Origin of the sequence: Stenotrophomonas sp. TWI587, assembly GCF_039674145.1 — a bacterium.
Taxonomy (GTDB): domain Bacteria; phylum Pseudomonadota; class Gammaproteobacteria; order Xanthomonadales; family Xanthomonadaceae; genus Stenotrophomonas; species Stenotrophomonas maltophilia_AY.
Window position 1 is genome coordinate 1 of sequence record NZ_JBDJMW010000019.1, and the last position, 22,381, is coordinate 22,381.

General features: G+C 66.6%; 25 protein-coding genes and 1 tRNA gene. 15 read left to right on the plus strand and 11 right to left on the minus strand.

The window, feature by feature from the left end; genetic code table 11:
• Window positions 1-117: 117 nt before the first annotated feature.
• From ruvB to ABE464_RS18785, 12 genes are all read left to right on the plus strand, one after another.
• The gene (gene ruvB, locus ABE464_RS18730) at window positions 118-1,158 is read left to right on the plus strand and encodes a Holliday junction branch migration DNA helicase RuvB (RefSeq protein WP_346473160.1); all 1,041 of its coding nucleotides are present in this window, start codon (window positions 118-120) and stop codon (window positions 1,156-1,158) included.
• A complete protein-coding gene (ybgC, locus tag ABE464_RS18735; RefSeq protein ID WP_346473161.1) occupies window positions 1,148-1,579 on the plus strand; it encodes a tol-pal system-associated acyl-CoA thioesterase in 432 nt (143 codons plus the stop codon). The genes ruvB and ybgC overlap by 11 nt, the downstream gene beginning before the upstream one ends.
• Window positions 1,580-1,589: 10 nt before the next feature.
• Window positions 1,590-2,369, plus strand: a complete 780-nt coding sequence (gene tolQ, locus ABE464_RS18740) for a protein TolQ (protein WP_121039143.1) — start codon at window positions 1,590-1,592, stop codon at window positions 2,367-2,369.
• Between the two features lie 23 nt (window positions 2,370-2,392).
• Entirely contained in the window at window positions 2,393-2,821 is a 429-nt protein-coding gene (gene tolR, locus ABE464_RS18745; RefSeq protein WP_346473162.1) for a protein TolR, read from the plus strand.
• Window positions 2,811-3,869 (plus strand): cell envelope integrity protein TolA, encoded by a 1,059-nt coding sequence (gene tolA, locus ABE464_RS18750; protein ID WP_346473163.1) that lies wholly within the window; start codon window positions 2,811-2,813, stop codon window positions 3,867-3,869. Before tolR ends, tolA begins: the two co-directional genes overlap by 11 nt.
• A 208-nt stretch (window positions 3,870-4,077) precedes the next feature.
• Window positions 4,078-5,397: a Tol-Pal system beta propeller repeat protein TolB gene (gene tolB, locus ABE464_RS18755; protein ID WP_346473164.1), complete on the plus strand. Its 1,320-nt coding sequence runs from the start codon at window positions 4,078-4,080 to the stop codon at window positions 5,395-5,397.
• 64 nt (window positions 5,398-5,461) lie between these two features.
• The gene (pal, locus tag ABE464_RS18760; RefSeq protein WP_121039134.1) at window positions 5,462-5,977 is read left to right on the plus strand and encodes a peptidoglycan-associated lipoprotein Pal; all 516 of its coding nucleotides are present in this window, start codon (window positions 5,462-5,464) and stop codon (window positions 5,975-5,977) included.
• 3 nt (window positions 5,978-5,980) lie between these two features.
• A complete protein-coding gene (ybgF, locus tag ABE464_RS18765; RefSeq protein ID WP_346473165.1) occupies window positions 5,981-6,787 on the plus strand; it encodes a tol-pal system protein YbgF in 807 nt (268 codons plus the stop codon).
• Between the two features lie 132 nt (window positions 6,788-6,919).
• Complete coding sequence (gene queE, locus ABE464_RS18770) at window positions 6,920-7,618, plus strand: 7-carboxy-7-deazaguanine synthase QueE (RefSeq protein ID WP_346473166.1); 699 nt, start codon at window positions 6,920-6,922, stop codon at window positions 7,616-7,618.
• 114 nt (window positions 7,619-7,732) lie between these two features.
• Window positions 7,733-8,398 carry a 7-cyano-7-deazaguanine synthase QueC gene (queC, locus tag ABE464_RS18775; protein WP_019185214.1) on the plus strand — a complete coding sequence of 222 codons (666 nt, stop codon included), beginning with the start codon at window positions 7,733-7,735 and terminating at the stop codon, window positions 8,396-8,398.
• A 72-nt stretch (window positions 8,399-8,470) separates the two neighbouring features.
• Window positions 8,471-8,546, plus strand: a tRNA-Lys gene (locus ABE464_RS18780).
• 98 nt (window positions 8,547-8,644) lie between these two features.
• Window positions 8,645-9,247, plus strand: a complete 603-nt coding sequence (locus tag ABE464_RS18785) for a DUF922 domain-containing protein (RefSeq protein WP_346473167.1) — start codon at window positions 8,645-8,647, stop codon at window positions 9,245-9,247.
• A gap of 230 nt (window positions 9,248-9,477) precedes the next feature.
• On the opposite strand, the gene ABE464_RS18790 is transcribed toward ABE464_RS18785, so the two are convergent.
• Together ABE464_RS18790 and ABE464_RS18795 are read right to left on the minus strand one after the other, a co-directional pair.
• The gene (locus ABE464_RS18790) at window positions 9,478-9,864 is read right to left on the minus strand and encodes a DUF6713 family protein (RefSeq protein WP_346473168.1); all 387 of its coding nucleotides are present in this window, start codon (window positions 9,862-9,864) and stop codon (window positions 9,478-9,480) included.
• 75 nt (window positions 9,865-9,939) lie between these two features.
• Window positions 9,940-11,415 carry a S41 family peptidase gene (locus ABE464_RS18795; protein ID WP_346473169.1) on the minus strand — a complete coding sequence of 492 codons (1,476 nt, stop codon included), beginning with the start codon at window positions 11,413-11,415 and terminating at the stop codon, window positions 9,940-9,942.
• 192 nt (window positions 11,416-11,607) lie between these two features.
• Between ABE464_RS18795 and ABE464_RS18800 the strand changes: the two genes are divergently transcribed.
• A complete protein-coding gene (locus ABE464_RS18800) occupies window positions 11,608-12,078 on the plus strand; it encodes a PA2169 family four-helix-bundle protein (RefSeq protein ID WP_346473170.1) in 471 nt (156 codons plus the stop codon).
• Window positions 12,079-12,212: 134 nt separating this feature from the next.
• Here ABE464_RS18800 and ABE464_RS18805 read toward each other — a convergent pair whose 3' ends face one another.
• Window positions 12,213-12,368, minus strand: a complete 156-nt coding sequence (locus tag ABE464_RS18805; protein WP_346473171.1) for a hypothetical protein — start codon at window positions 12,366-12,368, stop codon at window positions 12,213-12,215.
• Window positions 12,369-12,608: 240 nt separating this feature from the next.
• On the opposite strand from ABE464_RS18805, the gene ABE464_RS18810 reads away from it, so the two are divergent.
• Window positions 12,609-13,283, plus strand: a complete 675-nt coding sequence (locus tag ABE464_RS18810) for a lysozyme inhibitor LprI family protein (protein WP_346473172.1) — start codon at window positions 12,609-12,611, stop codon at window positions 13,281-13,283.
• Window positions 13,284-13,304: 21 nt separating this feature from the next.
• On the opposite strand, the gene ABE464_RS18815 is transcribed toward ABE464_RS18810, so the two are convergent.
• From ABE464_RS18815 to ABE464_RS18825, 3 genes are all read right to left on the minus strand, one after another.
• Entirely contained in the window at window positions 13,305-13,970 is a 666-nt protein-coding gene (locus ABE464_RS18815) for a DUF3011 domain-containing protein (RefSeq protein ID WP_346473173.1), read from the minus strand.
• A 203-nt stretch (window positions 13,971-14,173) separates the two neighbouring features.
• Window positions 14,174-14,572: a response regulator gene (locus ABE464_RS18820; protein WP_346473174.1), complete on the minus strand. Its 399-nt coding sequence runs from the start codon at window positions 14,570-14,572 to the stop codon at window positions 14,174-14,176.
• 122 nt (window positions 14,573-14,694) lie between these two features.
• The gene (locus tag ABE464_RS18825) at window positions 14,695-15,459 is read right to left on the minus strand and encodes a CPBP family intramembrane glutamic endopeptidase (RefSeq protein ID WP_346473175.1); all 765 of its coding nucleotides are present in this window, start codon (window positions 15,457-15,459) and stop codon (window positions 14,695-14,697) included.
• A 153-nt stretch (window positions 15,460-15,612) separates the two neighbouring features.
• Between ABE464_RS18825 and ABE464_RS18830 the strand changes: the two genes are divergently transcribed.
• The gene (locus ABE464_RS18830) at window positions 15,613-15,912 is read left to right on the plus strand and encodes a zf-TFIIB domain-containing protein (RefSeq protein WP_346473176.1); all 300 of its coding nucleotides are present in this window, start codon (window positions 15,613-15,615) and stop codon (window positions 15,910-15,912) included.
• Between the two features lie 18 nt (window positions 15,913-15,930).
• On the opposite strand, the gene ABE464_RS18835 is transcribed toward ABE464_RS18830, so the two are convergent.
• From ABE464_RS18835 to recQ, 5 genes are all read right to left on the minus strand, one after another.
• Window positions 15,931-16,443, minus strand: a complete 513-nt coding sequence (locus ABE464_RS18835; RefSeq protein WP_346473181.1) for a GNAT family N-acetyltransferase — start codon at window positions 16,441-16,443, stop codon at window positions 15,931-15,933.
• Between the two features lie 99 nt (window positions 16,444-16,542).
• The gene (locus ABE464_RS18840) at window positions 16,543-17,616 is read right to left on the minus strand and encodes a copper resistance protein B (RefSeq protein WP_346473177.1); all 1,074 of its coding nucleotides are present in this window, start codon (window positions 17,614-17,616) and stop codon (window positions 16,543-16,545) included.
• A complete protein-coding gene (locus ABE464_RS18845) occupies window positions 17,613-19,406 on the minus strand; it encodes a copper resistance system multicopper oxidase (protein ID WP_346473178.1) in 1,794 nt (597 codons plus the stop codon). The genes ABE464_RS18840 and ABE464_RS18845 overlap by 4 nt, the downstream gene beginning before the upstream one ends.
• A gap of 104 nt (window positions 19,407-19,510) precedes the next feature.
• Window positions 19,511-19,915 carry a CopL family metal-binding regulatory protein gene (locus ABE464_RS18850; protein WP_346473179.1) on the minus strand — a complete coding sequence of 135 codons (405 nt, stop codon included), beginning with the start codon at window positions 19,913-19,915 and terminating at the stop codon, window positions 19,511-19,513.
• Between the two features lie 94 nt (window positions 19,916-20,009).
• Entirely contained in the window at window positions 20,010-21,815 is a 1,806-nt protein-coding gene (gene recQ, locus ABE464_RS18855; RefSeq protein WP_346473180.1) for a DNA helicase RecQ, read from the minus strand.
• Window positions 21,816-22,381: the final 566 nt, after the last annotated feature.

Below are 22,381 nucleotides of genomic sequence, written 5' to 3' on the forward strand. Positions count from 1 at the left end.
TGCGGGCGGCCCCCCCCCGCGCGCTCAGAACCTCCCCTCCGCCTCGCCCCGCCCCCCCCCCCCCCCCCCCCCCACTACCGGGCGCGGATCGCGCCCTTTTTGCCGCATAATCGTGGGATGACCGACGACCGCATCATCGCTGCCGGTGCCACCCGCGAAGACGAGGGCACCGACGCCAGCATCCGCCCCAAGCGCATGGCCGATTACCTCGGCCAGGCCCCTGTGCGCGAGCAGCTGTCGATCTACATCGAAGCGACCAAGGCCCGTGGCGATGCGCTGGACCACGTGTTGATCTTCGGGCCGCCTGGCCTGGGCAAGACCACCTTGAGCCATGTGATCGCCAACGAGCTGGGGGTCGCGCTGCGCGTAACCTCCGGCCCGGTGATCGAGAAGGCCGGTGACCTGGCCGCACTGCTGACCAATCTGCAGCCGCACGATGTGCTGTTCATCGATGAAATCCACCGCCTCTCGCCGGTCGTGGAGGAAGTGCTGTACCCGGCAATGGAAGATTTCCAGATCGACATCATGATCGGCGAGGGCCCAGCGGCTCGCTCGATCAAGATCGATCTGCCGCCGTTCACCCTGATCGGCGCGACCACCCGCGCGGGCCTGCTGACCGCGCCGCTGCGCGACCGCTTCGGCATCGTGCACCGGCTGGAGTTCTATACGCCGGAAGAACTCACCAAGATCGTCCGGCGCTCGGCCAGCATCCTCAACATCGATTGCACCGCCGAAGGCGCGGCCGAGATCGCACGGCGCTCGCGCGGCACCCCGCGTATCGCCAACCGGCTGCTGCGCCGCGTGCGCGATTTCGCCCAGGTCAAGGCCGCCGGTCACATCGACCAGGATGTCGCCCAGGCGGCGATGCAGATGCTCAAGGTCGACCCGGAGGGCTTCGACGAGCTCGATCGGCGCCTGCTGCGGACCATGGTGGATTACTTCGATGGTGGCCCGGTCGGCATCGAGTCGTTGGCCGCGGCCCTGTCCGAAGAGCGCGGCACGCTGGAAGACGTGGTCGAACCGTATCTGATCCAGCAGGGCTTCCTGATCCGCACCGCGCGGGGCCGCATTTGCACGCACAAGGCCTACCGGCACATGGGGTTGAAGCCGAAAAACCCGCCTGCCGACCTGTTCGCGGAGATTCCGGATGTCGGTTGATCCCCGATTCAGTTGGCCGACACGCATTTACTGGGAAGATACCGACGCTGGCGGGGTCGTGTACCACGCTCGCTACGTCGCCTTCATGGAACGGGCGCGCACCGAATGGATGCGGGCATTGGGGTATGGTCAGGAGCGCATGCGCTGCGACCACGGCTTGGTGTTCGCGGTGCGCAGCATGACCATGGATTTCCTCAAGCCGGCGCGTCTGGATGATGCGTTGGCGGTCACCGCCACACTGGTGCAGTGCAAGCGCGCCAGCATGGTGTTCGCCCAGGCGGTCCATCGGGGCGATGAGACACTGCTGACCGCGCAGGTGAAGATCGCCGCGCTCGATGCAACCACCTTCAAACCGCGTGGCATGGACGATGCACTGCATGCCGCGCTGAAACACCTCGAATTTCCAGAATCCGCACACTGAGGAACAACGGATGATCGCAATGCTCCTGGCCCTGCAGGCCACGGTGACCGAAGCGCTGCCGCAGGAAGTCACCAGCGCCGCGGCACAGACTGTCGCCCAAGCCGCGCATGGCGGTGGCATCAATTACCTGGATCTGATGATCAAGGCCAGCATCCCGGTGAAGATCATCGTGCTGCTGCTGTTGGCTGGCTCGTTCATCAGCTGGGTGATCATCTTCCGCAAGGCGCGCGTGTTCAACGCCGCCAACCGTGAGGCCGATGAGTTCGAAAGCCGCTTCTGGTCCGGCGCGGACCTGGGCAAGCTGTACAGCTCGGCGACCGACCGCAACCGCAAGGTCGGCGGCCTGGAAGCCATCTTCGAAGCCGGCTTCCGCGAGTTCACCCGCCTGCGCGACAAGCGCCGCCTGGATGGCCGTGCGCAGCTGGAAGGTGCCCAGCGCGCCATGCGCACCACCTACACCCGTGAAGTGGACCAGATGGAGCGCAGCCTGGAGCTGCTGGCCAACATCGGCTCGACCGCCCCGTACGTGGGCCTGGTCGGCACCGTGTTCGGCATCATGGTGACCATGCACGACATGATCAACAGTGGTGAGCAGGCCGGTATCGCCTCGGTCGCCCCGGGTATCTCCGAAGCCCTGTTCGCCACCGCGATCGGCCTGTTCGTGGCGATCCCGGCGGTGTGGGCCTACAACCGCTTCACCACCCGCGTGGAGCGCATGTCGGTGCGCTTTGAAACCTTCGCAGAAGAGTTCAGCTCGATCCTGCAGCGTCAGACCGCGGGCGACGAGTAAGCGCCCAGCACAGGAGTCCTGCCATGACCGCAGCCATTGGCCGCCGCAAGCGCCGAAAGCTCAAATCCGAAATCAACGTCGTGCCGTACATCGACGTCATGCTGGTGCTGCTCATCATCTTCATGGTGACCGCGCCGCTGCTCACGCTGAGCTTTGAAGTGGATCTGCCGACCTCCCAGGCCAAGGCGCTGGAGAGCAAGCAGGATCCAGTGATCGTGTCCGTCCGCCTGGATGGCCAGCTCAGCCTCAAGCTGCCCGAGGCCAAGGACCCCGAGCCGATGGACGCTGCCCGGCTGCAGGCGCAGTTGTCCGCACTGGCCTCGCAGGACAAGAACCTGCGCGTGATCGTGGCGGCCGACAAGGCCGTTGCGTATGAAAAGGTGGTCGCGGCCATGGACGTGATCAAGCGGGCCAACGTGGAAAAGGTGGGCCTGGCGACCGATGCACACTGAAGCCCTGCCACCGCAGCGCGCACGGGACGAGGAGTGGGGCCTGCCGGTCGCGTTGGCGCTCGGCGTCCACCTGCTGCTGGCACTGATCTTCATCGCCGCCTGGTTGTGGTCGCCGCAGCGCACGACCGAAGCGGCCGCCGGCGATCCGGCCATCGAAGCCAGCCTGGAATTGTCCGCGTCCGAAGCCTCGGCCGCGCGCCAGGCGCTGCGTGCCTCCGAATCGCTGCCGGACCTGCCCGAGCCGGTCGCCGAGCCCGAGCCCATTCCGGAAGACACCGTGCCGCCGCCCCAGCCGTTGCCGGAGCCGCGTCCCCAGGACGCGCCGACGCCGCAGCAGTCGCAGGCCCAGGAGCGTATCGCCCAGCCTGACACGGTCGACCAGGAAGCGGTCAACGCGATGGCGATTTCGGCGGAAAAAGCCAAGCAGGAACAGGAAGCCAAGCGCCGCCAGGAACAGATCGACCTGACCGAGCGCAAGCGCCAGGAACAGGCCGAACAGAAGCTGCGCCTGGCCAAGCAGCAGGAAGAAGCCGAGAAGAAGAAGCTGGCCGAGCAGGAACAGAAGGCCAACGACGCCAAGGCCGACGCCGAGCGTGACAAGAAGCTCGCTGAAATCCGCCGCAAGCGCGCCCAGGCCGAGAACGAAGCCAAGCTGGCCGAGCAGAAGCTGCGCCAGGTATCGGCTGCGCGCGCGGCCAACGCGTCGGCATCGACCTCCGGCGCCACCGGTGCAGCCAAGCCGGCCGCCGGCGCTGGCGGGACCAGCGACGATCTCAGCGCCAAGTACGCCGCGGCCATCCAGCAGAAGGTCTCGGCGCAGTGGACCCGTCCGGATTCGGTCCCGCTGGGCCAGCGCTGCCAGGTCTCGATCACCCAGATTCCCGGTGGGCAGGTGATCCAGGCCAAGGTCAGCGGAAGCTGCCCGTTCGATGAGGCCGGCCGCCGCTCGATCGAAGCCGCCGTCCTGAATGCCCAGCCGTTGCCGTACCGCGGCTTCGAGTCGGTGTTCGCGCGCACGATCAACTTCACCTTTACCGCCCAGGATTGATCCCGGGCGGGTCGGCGACCCAGGCTCAGCACCATCCGAGGATGGACGGGACGCATCGCGCGCCTGGAAATGGGGTCTGGTCGTTAACGGCCTGTGAGTTTTGTGCAGTCAGTGACTCGGAATTCACACGGCCTTGGTTCATGATTGCGAAACTGTTCACTGCCGTCCTGTTATCCCTCGTTCTGGTTTCCCCCCTATTGAGCGCTCCATGAAAAAAATGCCTCGCTGGCTTGCCGTTGTTGCGGCCCTGTTGTTGCCCTTTGCTGCCGTGGCGCAGCAGAAGGGGCTGGATATCGACATCATCGGCGGCAACGCCTCCGCCACGCCGATCACCGTCGTCCCCATGCCGTACCAGGGGTCGGCCGGTGCACCGCAGACCGATGTGGCCGCCGTGGTCCGTGCCGATCTGGACCGCTCGGGCCAGTTCCGCAATCTGCCCGAAGCCCAGATCGTCGAAAAGCCGACCCGTGGCAGCGAGATCCAGTTCGCCACCTGGCGCGCGCTGAAGCAGAATTACATCGTGGTCGGCCGGGTCATGGACGCCGGTGCCGGCGCTTACCGGGTGGAGTACGAGCTGTATGACGTGCCCAAGGGCGAGCGCCTGCTGGGCCTGGCGATGACCGCCCGTGGCAACGCCATGCGCGATGTCGCCCACCAGATGGCCGATGCCATCTACGAGAAGATCACCGGTGTGCGCGGCGCCTTCTGGACCCGCATCGCCTATGTCACCGCCAGCGGCAAGGGCGATGCCATGCGCTATGCGCTGATGGTGGCCGATTCGGACGGCTTCAACCCGCAGACCATCGTGCGCTCGGCCGAGCCGCTGCTGTCGCCGAGCTGGAGCCCGGACGGCAACAAGCTGGCCTATGTCAGCTTCGAGCGTGGCAATTCGGCGATCTACATCCAGAACATCTCCAGCGGTGCACGTGAGCTGGTGACCAGCTTCCGCGGCATCAACAGCGCTCCGTCGTTCTCCCCGGACGGCCGTCGCCTGGCCCTGTCGCTGTCGCGCAGCGGGAACCCGGAAATCTACGTGATGGACCTGGGCAGCAAGCAGCTGACCCAGCTGACCAACCACTTCGCCATCGATACCGAGCCGACCTGGAGTGCTGACGGTTCCAGCGTGTACTTCACCTCCGACCGTGGCGGCCGCCCGCAGATCTACCAGGTCGCCTCCAGTGGTGGCAGCGCCTCGCGTGTGACCTTCCAGGGCAACTACAACGCCACCCCGAGCCTGTCCTACGACGGCAAGAAGCTGGTGGTCGCCCAGGGCAGCGGCAATACCTACAAGATCGCGATGATGGACAGCAGCACGGGCTCGGCCCGCTGGAGCACGCTGTCGCCAGGGTCGCTGGATGAATCGCCGAGCTTCGCGCCCAACGCAAGCATGGTGTTGTACGCCGCCCGCGAGGGTGGTCGTGGCGTGTTGTATGCCGTATCGGCCGATGCGCGCGTGCGCCAGCGGCTGGTTCTGGCCGACGGTGATGTTCGCGAACCTTCTTGGTCGCCATACCGTACAAAGCGCTAACAGAGTGTTAAGATTTCTCCGTATTCATCCCTCATCCGGCTTTAGGAGCCTCAAAGGTATCGCCATGAACAAGACCACCCGCGTTCTGCTTGTCTCCCTGTTGTCCGTGGCCGCCCTGGCCGGTTGTTCCAAGAAGGTCAAGGAAGTGCCGGCTGCCCCGGTTGATACCGGCAGCACCACCGCTCCGACCGGCCCGTCCACCTCGGGTCTGTACGGTCCGGGTGATCTGGATACCGATTCCTGCCTGCGCCAGCGCGTGGTGTACTTCGATCTGGACCAGGACAGCGTCAAGCCGGAGTTCCAGGCCATCATGGCGTGCCACGCCAAGTACCTGCGTGACCGTCCGTCCTCGCGCATGACCCTGCAGGGCCACACCGATGAGCGCGGTTCGCGCGCTTACAACCAGGCTCTGGGCGAGCGTCGTGGCAACGGCGTGTCCTCGGCACTGCAGGCCAACGGTGGCTCGGCTTCGCAGCTGACCGTCGTGTCCTACGGTGAAGAGCGTCCGGTCTGCACCGAGTCGGGCGAGTCCTGCTGGTCGCAGAACCGTCGCGTCGAGATCGTGTACACGGCTCAGTAATAGATGCGCTTTCGATTTCTATCGATGATCGTTGCGGCAGCCCTCGTGGCTGCCGCACCGGCCAATGCGCAGCGGCAGAGTCTGGCCGACCGCGTCGGCGCGCTTGAGCAGCAGGCCAACAACAATCAGTCCAACATGGACATGCTCAATCAGCTGAACCAGCTGCGTACCCAGTTGCAGGCCCTGCAGTCGCAGGTCGAGCAGCTGCAGCACGACAATGAGCAGCTCAAGCAGTCCGCCAAGGACCAGTATCTGGATCTGGACAGCCGCTTGAACCGCCTGGAAGGTGGAGCCCCCGTGCTTCCCGCCGCCCCGGCCGCAGCCGCGCCTGCCCCCGCAGCACCCCCGAAACCGGCAACGGCCGCTTCCGAGCGGCCGCCCAGCGTGCACGGCGATGCCGGCAGCCTCGCTGCCAGTGGCGATGAACGCACCGCCTACAATGTCGCCTTCGATTCGCTCAAGGCTGGCAAGTACGACGACTCGGCGCAGCTCTTCATGAGTTTCCTCGAGCTCTACCCCAACGGCGTCTACACCCCCAACGCGTTGTACTGGTTGGGCGAAAGCTATTACGCCACCCGCAATTTCCCGCTGGCTGAGGCGCAGTTCCGCGACCTCATCTCGCGCTACCCGACCCATGACAAGGCGTCCGGTGGCCTGCTCAAGATCGGCCTGTCGCAGTATGGCGAAGGCAAGGTCGACCAGGCCCAGGCGACGCTCGAACAGGTCGTGTCCACGTATCCCGGCTCCGACGCCGCGCGCACCGCGCAGGACCGTCTGCAGTCGATCCGGCTGGGTCAGCAGATCCGCTGAACCCGCCCCGGGCCGCTGTAGCGGCCGGGCCCGGTATAATGATGGATCGCCAACCGGGCGTTGCCCGGTCCTCCGTGCCGGGCCATGCCCGGCTGTTGTCGTTTCCGAAGCCGTCCCCCACGAATTACCGCCATGACCACGACCCTGTCCGCTGCTGCCGCACTCCCCAGTGAGATCGTGCAGTCCCCGCTGCCGCGACTGAAGATCACCGAGATCTTCCTGTCCCTGCAGGGCGAAGCCGATACCACCGGCTGGCCGACCGTGTTCGTGCGCCTCACCGGCTGCCCGCTGCGCTGCACCTATTGCGATACCGCCTACGCCTTCCACGGCGGCACCTGGTGGGACATCGACGCGATCGTGGATGAGGTGCTCGCCCAAGGCGTCCACCACGTCTGCGTGACCGGTGGCGAGCCGCTGGCGCAGAAGCGCTGCCTGGTGCTGTTGGAAAAGCTCTGCGACGCCGGCCTGGACGTCTCGCTGGAAACCTCCGGCGCGCTGGATGTCAGCGCCGTCGATCCGCGCGTGTCGCGCGTGGTCGACCTGAAAACCCCCGGCTCCGGCGAAATGGCCCGCAACCGCCTGGAAAACCTGCCGCTGCTGACCAAGCGCGACCAGATCAAGTTCGTCCTGTGCAGCCGCGAGGATTACGAATGGGCCCGTGGCATGGTCCGCGAGCACCGGCTCAACGAGCGCAGCATGGTGCTGTTCTCGCCGAGCAAGAGCGAGGTCAGCCCGCGTGAGCTGGCCGACTGGATCGTGGCCGATCGGCTGCCGGTGCGCTTCCAGATGCAGCTGCACAAGCTGTTGTGGAATGACGAACCCGGGAGGTAACGCTGGCTGCAGCGCTACGGCGCTGCGCTTGCCATCGACCACGCCTCACCATCAGTAAAGACGTCCGGCGCGGGACAGCGTGCTGGTTCCCCGCAAACCACCGGAAACATCCCCATGAAAAAAGCAGTCGTCCTCCTGTCCGGCGGCATGGACTCCGCCGCCGTCGTTGCCATCGCCCGCGAGCAGGGTTTTGCCGTCCACGCCCTGAGCGTGCGCTACGGCCAGCGCCACACCTCCGAACTCGATGCCGCTGCCGCCGTCGCCAGCGCGCTGGGTGCGGTCGCCCACAAGACCGTCAATGTCGACCTGCGCAGCATCGGCGGCTCGGCCCTGACCGATGACATCGACGTGCCGGAAGCGGGCGGCGAGGGCATCCCGGTCACGTACGTGCCGGCACGCAACACGATCATGCTGTCCGTCGCGCTGGGCTGGGCCGAAGTGCTGGGCGCCAACGACATCTTCTGCGGCGTCAACGCGGTGGACTACTCCGGCTACCCGGATTGCCGCCCCGAGTTCATCCAGGCCTTCCAGGCGCTGGCCAACCTGGCCACCAAGGCCGGCGTGGAAGGGGCGGGGATCCAGGTCCATGCACCGCTGCAGTTCCTGAGCAAAGCCGACATCGTGCGTGAAGGCGTCCGCCTGGGCGTGGACTTCGGCCTGACCGTGTCCTGCTACAACGCCGATGATCAGGGCCGCGCCTGCGGCCACTGCGATGCCTGCCGCCTGCGTGCGCAGGGCTTCACCGATGCCGGCGTGCCGGACCCGACCCATTACGTGTGATGCCGGACGGGTACGCATGAGCGCCAAGATGCGTTAGAATGCGCACCCCCGGCGTCATGTCGGGGATGCAATGGGCCGTTAGCTCAGTTGGTAGAGCAGAAGACTTTTAATCTTTTGGTCGATGGTTCGAATCCATCACGGCCCACCATTTGCATCATGATCGAGGCGACCGCGAGGTCGCCTTTTTCATGCCTCCGGCGCTGCCCGGATCGCATGACTGCCCGCCCCTTCCGCATGGAACGCGACATGAGCAAGAACGAATCCCATCCACAACCGGCACCGCGAAGCCACGCGATCCTGCGTGGCGGTGCATTGGCCCTTGCCCTGATCGCCCTGGATGCGGGCGCGGCGCAGAATCTGACGATCACCTACTACGACGTACAGGGCGGCAACCTGCAGGAACTGCGCGCGTCATTGAATGCGCGCGGGCCCGTCGGCAAGGACGGCGCGCGCCATCACGGCCACGTGGACTGGCACGTTGGCTGGAACTACGACTACGCCCCGCGAGGGGTCGGCTGCAGAATCGGCAAACTGCGCGTGGACGTGAAAGCCACCATGCTGCTGCCGCGCTGGACCGGCGTAGATACAGCGCCTGCGTCGCTGCAAGAGGAGTGGGAGCGCTACAGCCAGGCGCTGCGGGTGCACGAAGACGGCCATGCAGCACATGCCGATCAAGCTGCCGAGGAAATCCAGCGGCGGTTTGCGGCTGTCGGCGGCGGGATGCGCTGCACGCAGCTCGGTGAGGAACTCAACCGCATCGGGCAAGCGGTTCTCGACGACTACGCCGCGCGCGACAAACAATACGACGAGACCACCGAGCATGGTGCCACGCAGGGTGCGCGTCTCTAGCTCGTAGGATTCTCACAGCCTCATGCGCGTTTCTCCGACGCGCAGCGAGGAAGTGACCGATGTCCACGGATGGCACCCACGCGCACGCTACCCCTCCAGACCTTGAGCGCCGCAGGCCCGTTCCCGTGTGATGCGGTGGGCGCACGGCGGGTCGACGCGGGGCGGCAGCATGGCACTGGTAATGGACGTTCTGCAGACGGCACTCGTCTTCGCGACGGTGCTGACCGCTTTCACCGGGTTGCAGTCCGCGTGGCGGTACGTATCGCGCGCAGCAACCAAACCGCCGAGACCAGACAAGCGAGAATGACCGCCATCGACAACGGCAGGTGGAAGGCGCGATGCCCGGACGCGGCAAAGCCGACGTGGATGGCGAACGTGGCCAGGCCCAGCGCGGCACAGAGGAGCGCGTAACCGCGCGCCTTGCTGGTTTGCAGCACCACATGTCGGTAGCCGACCAGCAGGATGCCCACTGCGATCAGATTGAACACCAGGAAGCCCTGCACGCCGCCGGGTAGCAGGAACATCTCCCACTCGCGCCAGAAGGCGGCATCGATCTGATGGAGGATCAGGGCGAGCAGGGTGGATAAGTAGCTTCGTTCCATGCGCAGCGCGGCCATCAATACTGCGGATCCTGCAGCGGCCGTAGTGTAGCGGGTGCGCACTACCTGTTGGACGACATTGCGTTCAAGGGGTCAGTGCCGCGTGATGTCCTCGGCAACGGTCTCCATAAGTCGCTGCGCACGTGCGCGTGTTCCCTCGCCGGCGCGCGGTGTGAGCGGCAGATCCGGGGTTATACCGGCTACTTCATCGGTACCGTCGGCACGCAACCGGACGCAGTCCGGAATGCGCATTCGCAGGTGTGAGCGGGGCAGCTGGCGCAGTGGCCCGGCACTCATGAAGCCGCAGCCGTAGCCACCACTCGGGGTGCCGATGATGCGCGCGATGTGGTTGTCCTGCATGCGCGCAGCAAACATCTCGGCCGAGGACGCGGTCTTGCTGTTGGTGAGGACATACACCGGGCCGCGCCACGCGCCCCAGTGATGGCGAATATCCTGCGCCCAGTCGAGGCGATGGGCGATCAGGAAATCGTCCAGCGTGTCCACGGCCGGGCTTGGCAGGGGGCCCCCCGAGGTGCCCGCGGCGACCAGGCGCCGGCACTGGCCTCCGTTCCATGCCTGCTGTGTCTGCCATACCCAGGACAAGTCGCAGGCCGGAAGGCTCAGGGCACGGCGCGATGCCCCGAACCTGGCGCGCTCCGTGGTAAGCAGACGGCGGGCGGTGGCGGCCGGATGATGGTGGCGCAGGGCGTCGTCGAGTCGCTCGTACTGTTCGTCGAGATAGGGCCTGCCTGCGGCGGACTCACTGACCAGCAGCGCGGCCGAGGTCACCGGGCGCGGGGTGAACAATCGCGCAAGCGTGTTACCACTGTCATCCCCGCCAGGATTATCGCCGACATCGACCAGCACGGCATCGACGCCCTCCTGCTGGAACCGGCGCAGGCTGCCGGCGATCACGGCCACCCAGCCGTTCACCAGCAGGCTGCGCATGTCGCCAATGGAGTCCGCATGGCGGAGCTGTGGCCACAGCGCGTGACACAGGCCGGGGTAGCGCAGCGCATCGAACTCGTGCAGCCGAAGCACACCCACCTTCGCTCCCCCCGGCAACGCGAGGATGCCAGCGCGCAGCGCAGGGTCTGCCTCGCTGTTCAATGGCGTATAGCCAGGCAGTGTTTCCAGCGGGAGGCTGAAGTCATGCCGGCCTTCATCCGCGACCCCGAGCGCGGCGCACCCGGCACCCGGCCCCAGCACGCGCGGATCGACAGCCGCGAGGGGCGCGGCAGTGCCGCCTGTATCCAGCCGGTCGAGCAGGGCTAGGTGACCATCATGGAAGCCCGCCAGAAAGCTGCGCAGCGCATGGGTGGCCTGGGCATCATCGCGTGCCTCGGCAAGGTCGCGCTGCGCTCGAGCATCAAGGGCTGGCAGATCCACGCCACTTTCGGGCGAGGCCATCCAGGCCAGGTGCGCGTAGTCGTCCTGCAAGACTGCTTTGAGCACGGCGTAGTCTGCCTGCCAGGCGTCCCGGTCCGCCGCCGCTGCCGCGCTTGCGCTACCGGCCGAGAGCATGCCCGTCGCCGCCAACACACCCGCTATCCATCGCATCCTTGCCATCACGTCCTCCCTGAGTCGGGCCGGAACATCCGGCTTCCGCGTGACTGTCCACCCCGATCGTAGTCAGTGGGGCGCGTCGCAGATAGTGGCGACGGTGACCAGCGCCTTTCCTCACGTCATCCTCCCCCACACAGGCGCAGGATCAAACGGTAACGGGCCACAGTGGGATCTGCGATTCCACGGAGCGGTGTGATGAATACCGACAACAACGGCCAGACGGTGCATGGGCTCAATCAGATCATCAGCATTGCGCGCGATGGTCACGGGATCTACGCCAAGGCCGTCGCTGGCGTGCAGTCAACGGACCCGCAGTTGAGCGCGCTGATGATGCGCATGGCCGCGTCCAAGACCAAGGTCGTCACGGAGCTCACCACGCTGGTGCGTCGCGCCGGCGGGCAGCCGGCACTGCATGGCACGCTGGGTGGTCAGCTGCGCGGGGGCTTCGGGTGGTTCGGCACGGTGCTCGGTGATGCCGGCATCCAATACGTGAGCGAGAGCCACGCCGCCGAAGCCCGTCTGGTTCGCGCGATGGAAGTGGCCGTCCACAACCGCGCACTGTCCGGCCAGGCACGCCGCACCCTCGGCAATCTGCTCCTGGAGACGCGGTTGTGCTGGGACGATATGCGCCAGCAGCTGGCCACGCTGCGCGAACGCGACCCCTGATCCATGCGCAGATGTACCGGCGGATGTCGCTGCGCGCTGGCCTTCCACGCGATGCGGTGATGGCGTTGCGGCACGCCAACTGAACCCTGTCAGGGCTGCGCGGATGCGCAGCCCCAGCATGTAGCAGAGTGAACTTACTTCTGCTGCGGCTTGTTGCCAGCATCAGGTGCATTCCTGGTGTCCTGTTCCTGCTTTTGCTGCTTGGCCTGCGCGTCCTTGCGTTCCTGTTCGGACTGCGGCGCATTCTGGGCGTTGGCCGCATTTTTCACGTTGTTTTCGTTGTTCTGCATGTTGGACATTGGGTGACTCCAAGGCGACGTGATGTCGCAGACCCATCGTCCGCCGCGTGCTGTTAGTCTGCCGTCGGCCACGCATGAGGGGCGGGTCAGTACTGTCTCACCGTCTGGTGGTAATGCTGCACTGGCAGGCCTGGTGAGGCCGCTGCGCCAATGCGCCCGGATCAACACATTCTGAAGGCGCCGCATCGCGCACAATAGGCTGACTTTGATCTGATCGTTGTAGGAGGTGCCATGAACCGTTTCGTCCTGCTGAGCATGGGGGCGCTCGCGCTCGCGGCGTGCTCCAAACCTGAACCAGCGGCACAGACGCCTGAGGCGCCGCCGACGGCGGAAAGGCCGGCCGACGAAGCAGCCCCCGCCTCGACATCCGAAACGGTCGTCCCGTCCCCCTCGTTCGATTGCAGCAAGGCGCAGTCCGAGGCGGAGACGCTGGTGTGCGGCGATGCGCGCCTGGCCGCGCTGGATCGCCAGCTGGCCGCGCTCTACAAGCGGGTGCAGACCAGCTCGGATGAACTGGACATCGCGGCCGAACAGCGCGGCTGGATCAAGGGACGCGATGCCTGTTCGCGCGCCGTGGATCCGCATCGCTGCCTGGTGGAGTCCTACCAGACGCGGCTGGTCGAGCTGACCATCAATGGCGGCGGCATCCAGGTGCCGGCAACCGTGGAGTACCGCTGCGACGACAACAGCAAGCCGGTGACGGCCGTGTTCTACAACGACATCGACCCGACCGCGGCCGTGGTCAGCTGGGGCAGGGATCAGGCCATCGTGTTCCCGGTGCCGGTCACCAAGGACGACAACAATGGCGGCCGCTGGGGGCGCGAAGGCGTCGACCTTCGGACGCACAACGACCAGACCACGCTGGAGTTCTACGGCACCACCCTGCAGTGCCAAGTTGCCAGGTAAGGGCAGCCACTGCCGCGTCGCTCAGCGCACGCGGCGGTAGCGCACCTCGTTCTGCCGGTCGCCCACTTCGGTGGTGACGAAGCCGTCGCGGCTCTGGCTGATGTCGAACACGCTGCTGCCGACGTTGAGCTGCCCGCCGTTGACCCAGCCGTTCAACGTCTGCCCGCGGGTCTGCGCGCTCATGCGTCCATCGCCGTCGATCCGCATGCGGATGTCGGCGTTGAAGTTGGGGTTGTAGCCCTCGAACTCGCCGATCATCCAGCCGGGCACATAGGAGGTGTGCCGGGCTCCCTGGTAGTTCTCATCGTCGTAGCGCGCGTCATCCTTGTTGGCGTTGTGCGCCAATGCGCCAAGGAGGGCAGCCCCGATCAGTACGCCGGCGGCAACCTTGGCGTCATGATTGTCATTGTCATGGCGGTCATCGCGATCGCTGCCGCCATGCACGCGGAACGAGGCGCGGCAGCCATCATCGACCCAGACCTCACGGCGGTCGTAGTCCCAATTGCGCCCTTGGCGGCAGTCCGCCCCGGACAGCTTGCGGTCCAGCGTGACGTAGCCAGCGCGGGGCAGTGAACAGGATTGGTAGCGGTTGTCACGGCTTTCGCAGGTGACGAAGTCATCGGCGCGCGCGTTATCGAACGGGAGCAGCAACAGCAACGGGGTGGACAGCAGCATACGGAAGAGCATGGCGTCGATTCCGGCGAGGAAAAGGAGAGCGTTGCATCGTCGTCCGGGCAGCGGGAAACCCCCGTTCCCTGACGCCGACGATGGGGACGCGGACATGAAATCCGGATGAAGATCGCTGAGCTGCGTCGTCCGTCAGGTGCGACGGCGCGGTGTCGTGGTCTGCAGGCGTTGAGAGCGCCGCCGACTGCCGCAGGTGTTTTCTCTCAGGCGCAGGCGGCCAGCGGTTGCTGGAAGCACGCGCGGATGGCGTCGAGCAGCTCGCTCATGGTGTAGGGCTTGGGCAGGAAATGCATGCCCGGCCCGAGCTGCGGCACCACCACGGAGGGCTCCAGGCCCGAGGTGACCAGCACCGGCAGACCCGGCTGTTCCTGCTTGACCCGGTGCGCCGCTTCGATGCCACTCACTGCGCCAAGGCAGACATCGGTGAACACCAGATCGAATCGCTCGCCGGCCTGCAGCAGGCCCAGCGCGGCTTCGGCGGAACTGACCGCGACGACTTCGCACGCCTGGCTTTCCAGCGCCATGCGACTCAGTTCACGGGTGTCTTCGGTGTCTTCGATCAACAGCACGCGCGGTTCGGGATGGTGCTTGGACAACAACATGGAGCGTGGTTCCGGCTTTCCCCCGGAGAGGGGCGCGCAATTATCGCGGGGCGCTGGTGAGGAGATCGTTGACGCCGCCGAAATGCCGGGTGAAGCCGCCCTGGCGCCTGCGTTCGCGCAGCTCAGGCAAAGGCCAGGGAACGCCTGCGGCGGCGCTGCCAGACCCACACCAGGGTGATCGCCAGACCTGCCGCCGACAGGCGCAGCACCGTCGCCGGCCAGCCGACGGCAGTCGCCTCGCTGATGACGAAGACGTTCCAGGCCACGTTGAGCGAGACGTGCAGGGCCAACCCGCTCCACAGGGTGTAGTCGTCCAGCGTGTTGAGCCAGGCGAACACCAGGCCACCGATGCCGGTGATGGCGAAGACCTGCAGCGCCATGCCGCCGCCGCCGCCGAACGACCACCAGTGGACCGCGCCAAAGATCACCGCCTGTACGAGCGCAGCGGCCAGCCACGGCCAGCGCTGCTGGCGGTGCGCGAAGATGAAGCCGAAGCCGCGGAAGATGATTTCCTCGGCCAGCGGAAACAGCACGCCGAGCATCAGCAGGGCCAGCAGATCCTGGGTGGGGTTGAACCCGCCCAGCCACCACAGGCCGAGCCAGCACGGCAGCGTGGCCAACAGCGCCAGCGCGGGCCCCTGCCAGCCGTTCCAGCGTAGTCCGAGCAGCGCGGGCAGGCGCTGCCCGGGGCGCAGCAGCAGTGCGGCCACAGCCAGCACCAACAGCACGCCCAGGCCGTTATCGAGAATGGCGCCGCCATAGGGGATCGGCAGCTTCGGAATCGGGCTGCCCAGCCACGCGGCGATGTCGCGCAGATTGATCGACACGGCCAGGGTCAGCACGACCACGCAGGCGGCCAGCCAGCCGGGCAGGCGAAGGGACGGCATGGAGCGCTCCACATCCAGGGACTGTGCGCAGTGTCGGGGAGGACCGTGGTGCCGGCATGGGGCATTGGTCGGGGGGCCATCGGTCATGGCCGTGTTGCACCACGGTCAGGTGGGACCGGCTAGAGTGCGGCTTTGCCCCTTGGAAGACCGCCCATGCAATGCCCCGTATGCAAGACCCAAGCGCTGCAGATGTCCGAGCGCCAGGGCATCGAGATCGACTATTGCCCGCAGTGCCGTGGCGTGTGGCTGGACCGTGGTGAACTGGACAAGATCATCGAGCGCTCGGCCGGTGCGGCAGCGCCCGCGCCCGCCCCGGTACGCGCCGCCGCTCCGCCGCCGGCTGCCGTGCAGCACAGGGATACCCGCCATCTGGGCCAGCAGCAGTACAGCGATCAGCACGGCTACCGCAAGAAGAAGAAAGAGAGCTTCCTGTCGGACCTGTTCGACTTCTGATGCATGTCCGCGCTGCGCTCAGGCGCGGCGCAGGATGAATTCCCGGTCGACGCTGTCGCCGACCGGGAAATCGTATTCGCCCACCTTGCTGCAGCCATAGCGTGCATAGAAGCGCTGCGCGCCGAGGTTCTCCGACCACACGCCGACCCACAGCGTGCGCCGCTGCGGCTGATCGAGCCACGTCAGGAACGCATCCATCAGGCGCGCTCCGTGTCCGCCACGCTGGTGGCTGGCGAGCAGGTACAGCCGCTTGAGTTCGATATCGCTCTCGGCGGCGTCGGCATGCGGCAGGCTGTTGGGCCCCGCCGCGAGATAGCCCACCGGGCGGCCACCATCCTCCAGCAACCATGCGGCGTTGCGCGGATCGGCCAGTTCGCGGCGTTGCGGTTCGACCGCGTAGTGGCTGTCCAGGAAATCGCGCAGGTCCTGCGGCGGGTACGAATCCCCGAAGGTTTCGGTATAGGTGGCGATGGCGATCGCCGACAGCACAGCGGCATCGGCAACGGTGGCACGGCGGAGGGTCGACATCAGGGTGCAGGGCAGCCAAGTGGGGCCGGCAGCTTACGCCATCGCCTGGGCCGGCCGGGGTTCCGGGTACGTCGGTACCCGGAACCTGTCATCGCCGCGGGATCAGAACCAGACCCGCACGCCCGCCACCCAGCGGGTATCGCGTGCGTGTTCGCCGGCCGCTTCGTGGTACTCGGCGGTATCGCCGAACAGCCGCTCGTGGCTGATGCCGATGTACGGTGCGAAGCGGCGGGTGAACTCATAGCGCAGGCGCAGCCCGGCCTCGATCTTGTTCAGTCCCGCGCCATTGCCATACTCGGGCTCATCCTTGGCCGAGAACGTGGCTTCCACCAGCGGCTGCAGGATCAAGCGGTTGGTCAGCAGCAGCTCGTACTCCACCTCGACCGTGGCCGCGAACTGGCCGCCTTCGCCGACGTAGGCCGTGGCCGAGGTTTCGAACTTGTACGGCGCCAACCCCTGGATGCCGAACGCCGCCCAGGTGCGCGAATCGGCCGGCCGGAAATCCTGCTTCACGCCGACGAGCACATCCCACCACGGCGACACGCTGCGGCCGTACATCACTTCCAGATCGGCCGAACCGGTGCGGCCGTCATTGCGCTCGCCTTCGCTGCGCAGCCACAGCCGGTTGATGTTGCCACCCACCCAGCCGCTGGCCTCCCAGGCCTGGCCGCTGCCGTGCTGGCCATCCCAGTGTTCGAGGCGGTTGACCAGCAACATGCTGTGAATTTCCGGCGCATGCTCCATCGCGCCGTGGTCGATCGGCGGGAACGCGGCGAGGCGGTCGGCGGCGGTCACAGCCGGAATCGGCTCGAGCGGCTCGGTGGGCGCGCGCGGCTTCGGTGGGGCATGGCCCATCGCGGCGTGATCCATCGTTGAATGGTCCATCGTCGAGTGGTCCATCTGGCTGTGATCGGTGCTGCCATGATCCATCGTCGAGTGATCCATCTGGCTGCGATCAGCGCTGCCCTGGACCATCGTTGAATGATCCATCTTGGTGTGATCCATGCTGCCGTGATCCATCGGACGGTCATCCGCCGGTGGTGCATCAGTCGTGGTCGTGGTCGTGGTCGGCGCCGCGGCATGGCCGGCATGCGACTGTGCCCAGGCCGGTGCGGCCAACGCAAGCAGCAGGGCGGCGCTCAGTGCGGACAGCGCGGTGAGAGGTGAGCGGCTCATTCTTCGATCCTCACTTCGCGCATCATGCCTGCTTCCATGTGGTACAGCAGGTGGCAGTGGTACGCCCATCGGCCAAGGGCGTCGGCACGGACGCGGTAGGTGCGGCGGGTGCCGGGCGGCATGTCGATGGTGTGCTTGCGCAGGTGGAACTCGCCGTCCGCGTTTTCCAGATCGCTCCACACGCCGTGCAGATGGATCGGGTGCTGCATCATCGTGTCGTTGACCAGCACGATGCGCATGCGCTCACCGTAGGTCAGGCGCAGCGGTTCCGCGCTGGCGAACGGAATGCCATCGAAGGACCAGCTGAATTTCTCCATGTGGCCGGTCAGGTGCAGCTCCACCTCGCGGCCCGGATCACGCCCATCGGGATCGTCGAACAGGCTGCGCATCGCACCGTAGGTGAGCACGTGGCGGCCGTTGTCGCGCAGGCCGATACCCGGATCATCCAGCTTGGGCTCGGTGGCCATGCTCTGCATGTCCACCAGCGGGTTGCCTTTCTCGCTTGCCGGGTGGCGCGGCGCCTTGGCATCGGCACCGTGCGCCCCATGGCCCATGCTGGCACCGCAGCCGCCCTCCATGCCCTTCATGTCATGGCCTGCCATCCCGTTCGCGGCATGGCCCATGTCGTGGCCCATGTCACTCATGGTCAGCAGTGGGCGCGGGTCGCGCGCGGGAATCGGCGCCTGCAGGCCGTGGCGCACCGCCAGCGTGCCGGCGGCGTAGCCGGTACGGCCCATGTCCTGGCAGAAGATCGTGTAGGCGTCCTGGCCGCTGGGTTCGACGATCACATCGAAGGTTTCGGCCGGCGCGATGCGGAATTCATCGATGCTGACCGGGTGGATGTACTGGCCATCGGCGGCGACCACCGTCATCTTCAGGCCGGGGATGCGCACATCGAAGTAGGTCATCGAGCCGCCGTTGATGAAGCGCAGCAGCACCTTCTCGCCGCTGCGGAACAGCCCGGTCCAGTTGCCGGCCGGGGCGGTGCCGTTGAGCAGATAGGTGTAGGTGTGGGCGTTGATGTCGGAGATGTCGGTCGGCGTCATCCGCATCCGGCCCCACATGCCGCGGTCGGCGGTGGCCGCGGCCCAGCCTTCCTTGCGCACATCGCGCAGGAAGTCGGGCAGGGTGCGCTTGTAGTAGTTGTCGTGCTCGGCGAGCTTCTTCATGCGCCGGAACAGCGCGCCGGGGTCCAGGTCGGTCCAATCCGAGAGCAGGATCACGTGTTCGCGGTCGACGTGATACGGCGCCGGTTCCAGCGGGTCGATGATCAGCGCGCCGTACAGGCCGGCCTGTTCCTGGAACATGGAATGGCTGTGGTACCAGTACGTGCCCGACTGTTTGAGGGTGAAGCGGTACTGGTAGGCCTCACCGGGCGCGATGCCGTTGAAGCTCAGGCCGGGCACGCCATCCATGTTGGCCGGCAGCAGCAGGCCGTGCCAGTGGATGGAGGTGGGGTGGGCCTGCAGCGTATTGGCCACGCGGATGTTGACCGTCTGACCTTCGCGCCAGCGCAGGATCGGCGCGGGCAGGCTGCCATTGACGGTGATGGCCGGGCGGGTGCGGCCGGTGAAATTGGCCAGCGATTCGCCGATGCTCAGCTGCACGTCATGGCTGCTCAGGACCTGCGGGGCACCGGCAAGACCGGGGCCGGCGGCGGCGAACGCACGCGGGCTCAGGCCGGTGGCGGCCAGGCTGGCGACCACGCCGCCAGCTGCCACGCCCTGCACGAACAGGCGGCGTGACGGCATGGGCGGGGTGCCCGTGCCGGGTATTTTGGGGAAAGACATTGCAACTCCGAATCCGATTCGAATGGCACACGGGGTGCCGTCATCGCACACACGCCGGGGCGCATGCGCAGAGCCTCAGGCCGGCGCTCGCAGCGCGCGGCGGATCAGGCGATCGGAGGGCGGGTGATGCGATCCAGCGGGGGCATCGGCTGGGACGGATGCGCGGTCAGGACCGGCGCCAGCGACAACGGTGGCGGCGTGGCGATCCACGCGATCTGGACGGTCAGGCTGGGCTGCTGGGCACAGCTGCGCAGGCAGTCCTTGATCTTGCAATGGTCGCCATCGTGCGGGGCCTGGACGCCGGTGTCGGCGGACCCGGCAGCGGCCATGGCGTGGTGAGCGTGCGCGGCGGGCATCGGCGCATCGCCATGGCATGGCGGGGCGGGCGTGCTGGTGCGGCTCCGTTCGGCCATGGCCAGCGCCATGGGGCCGGCCATGGCGACATTCAGCCCGTTGAGCAACAGGCTGAGCATCAATACCACTCGCAGGAGCAGGCCACTGGCGGACATGGGGCTCACCTTACTGCCAAATCCGGGCGGTCGCACCTGCGGCTGAACACGTGGTTCAACTCTGGAGGCCGGTTCGTGCGGGCTTGGCCGGGCATCAGCCTTGCTCGCGCACGATCTCGACCAGACGGTCGCCATAGCGGGCCAGCTTGGTGCCGCCGATGCCGCCCACCCGGCCCAGCGCATCGACGCTGGTGGGGCGCTGTTCGGCGATGTTGCGCAGCGTGCTGTCGTGGAAGATCACGAAGGCGGGCACGTTCTGCTCGCGCGCGAGCTCGGCACGCAGGCCGCGCAGCGCGTTGAACAGGGCCAGGTCCTGCGGCAGCACCGACAGGCCGGTGCGCTGGCCGCTGCGGTCGCGCTCGCGGGCGGCCTTGGGGGTCTCGCGGCGCATCATGACCTTGCGCTGGCCTTTGAGCACGTCACGGCTTCCATCGGTCAGGCGCAGGCCACCGTAGGCACTGCTGTCCACCTCGAGCAGGCTGGAGGCGACCAACTGGCGGAACACACTGCGCCAGGTGCGGGCATCCAGATCCTTGCCGATGCCGTAGGTGCTCAGTTCGGTATGCCCGAACTGGCGGACTTTCTCGTTCTCGCCCCCGCGCAGGATGTCGATCAGATGGCCGACCCCGAAACGCTGGCCGCTGCGATAGACGCAGCTCAGCGCCTTCTGGGCGGCGACGCTGGCATCCCAGGCATCGGGCGGCAGCAGGCAGTTGTCGCAGTTGCCGCACGGCTGGGGGTAGGTTTCCCCGAACCCCGCCAACAGGACCTGGCGGCGGCACTGCATGGATTCGCAGTAGCCGAGCAGGTGATCGAGTTTGGAGCGCTCAAGCGTTTTGCGTTCTTCGCCGGCCTCGGACTGCTCGATCATCTGCTTGAGCAGCACCACGTCGCCCAGGCCGTAGCAGAGCCACGCTTCGGCGGCTTCGCCATCGCGCCCGGCGCGGCCGGTCTCCTGGTAATACCCTTCCATCGATTTGGGCAGATCGGTGTGCGCGACGAAGCGTACGTCCGGCTTGTCGATGCCCATGCCGAAGGCGATGGTGGCGCACATGACGATGCCATCTTCGCGCAGGAAGCGGCGCTGGTTGGCCGCACGCACCTCGGCAGGGAGGCCTGCGTGGTAGGGCAGGGCGTTCATGCCCTCCTTGCACAGGAACTCGGCGGTTTCCTCCACCTTGCGCCGCGACATGCAGTAGACGATGCCGGCTTCCTGGCGGTGGACCTTGAGGAAGTCCAGCAGCTGGCGCTTGGCGTTGTCTTTCTGGACGACGGTGTAGCGGATGTTGGGCCGGTCGAACGAACTGACGAAGTGCTGGGCGTTGGTGAGGTCCAGGCGTTCGGCGATTTCGCGCTGGGTCGGCGGATCGGCGGTGGCGGTCAGCGCGATGCGCGGGACGTCGGGCCAGCGTTCGTGCAGGACGGTGAGCTGACGATATTCCGGGCGGAAGTCGTGGCCCCATTGCGATACACAGTGCGCCTCGTCGATCGCGAACAGGGCGATCCGGCTGCGCGAGAGCAGCGAGAGGAACCGTCCGGTGAGCAGGCGCTCGGGGGCGACGTAGAGCATGTCCAGTTCGCCGGCGAGCAGTTCGCGCTCGACCCGGGCGGCGGTGTCGCCATCGAGGGTGGAGTTGAGGTATTCGGCGCGGACGCCAAGCTGGCGCAGGGCTTCGACCTGGTCCTGCATCAAGGCGATCAGCGGCGAGATGACAATGCCGGTGCCGTCGCGGAGCAGGGAGGGAACCTGGTAGCAGAGCGATTTGCCGCCGCCGGTGGGCATGAGGACGAGCGCGTCATTGCCGGCGGCGACATGCTCGACGATCGCCTGCTGCGGACCGCGGAATTCGTCGTAACCAAAGATGCGGCTGAGCAGGTCGTGCGCGGGGCGGGAAGACATCGCGCTAGTTTACCTTGCCCACGCTCCGGGCCGTGTCCTCTGATGCCGGATCGGTCTGTAGGGAAGCCGAGGCCGGAGCCAGAGCCAGAGCCAGAGCCAGAGCTGAAGGCGCAAAGCGCCGGGCGTGGCCTCCTACGGGGTTGGCGCGGTGTGGGTGGGTCTGCTGGACCCGCCGTGAACCCGTCCATGGGGGCTCGATGTGCGCCATCCATGGCGCACAACGGTCCTGCAGACCCACCCACACCGCGCCGTCGACACTTGGCTGGTGTTCAAAGGAGAGCCAGTCCAGAGCCAGTCATGCGCCAGTCAAACGCAGACAGGCGCCAATAGGCGCCTGTCTGCTGTTGCTTGCCTTTGAGCTTTGAGCTTTGACCTGTGGCCCGAGCCCCGAGCCCGAGGCCTGTTACCGCTTGCCGAAGAGGCCGCTCTGGCTTTCCCAACCGTCCATCCAGATCTGTCTGGCGAGTGGGGGCCAGGCCCTGACGGGACCGTCGTGCGCCATGGATGGCGCACGTCGAGCCCCCAAGGACGGGTTTACGGCGCGTCCCGCCACGGTATGGCCTGCC